The 278-nt window shown below is 54.0% G+C and carries 1 protein-coding gene; it reads left to right on the top strand.

What is annotated here, in order from left to right; all coding sequences use genetic code 11:
• Positions 1 to 14: 14 nt before the first annotated feature.
• A partial coding sequence (locus AB9F29_RS22570; protein ID WP_369757336.1) for a VOC family protein occupies positions 15 to 278 on the top strand: 264 nt, incomplete at its 3' end.

Here is a 278-nt window from a genome sequence, read left to right as displayed (position 1 = left end):
AACAGGAGCAAGCCATGACATCGAACAAACACTTCGAAAATAAGCCTGTCCATCCCCAGACCCGGATAGGCCACGTTCATCTAAAAGTTTCGGACCTTGACCGCGCCATTGCCTTTTACAGCGGCATTTTGGGGTTTGGCATTGTGCAACGTTACGGCCAGCAAGCGGCCTTTCTCGCGGCGGGTTCCTACCATCATCATATCGGCCTCAATACATGGGAAAGCCTCGGTGCGACTCCGCCCCCCAAAGGGCATACGGGTCTGTATCATACGGCGTTT

The sequence above is a fragment of the Falsihalocynthiibacter sp. S25ZX9 genome, from assembly GCF_041205405.1.
GTDB lineage: Bacteria > Pseudomonadota > Alphaproteobacteria > Rhodobacterales > Rhodobacteraceae > Falsihalocynthiibacter > Falsihalocynthiibacter arcticus.
Note: the sequence above shows the minus strand (reverse complement) of the source record. Positions and strands in the feature narration are given on the sequence as shown.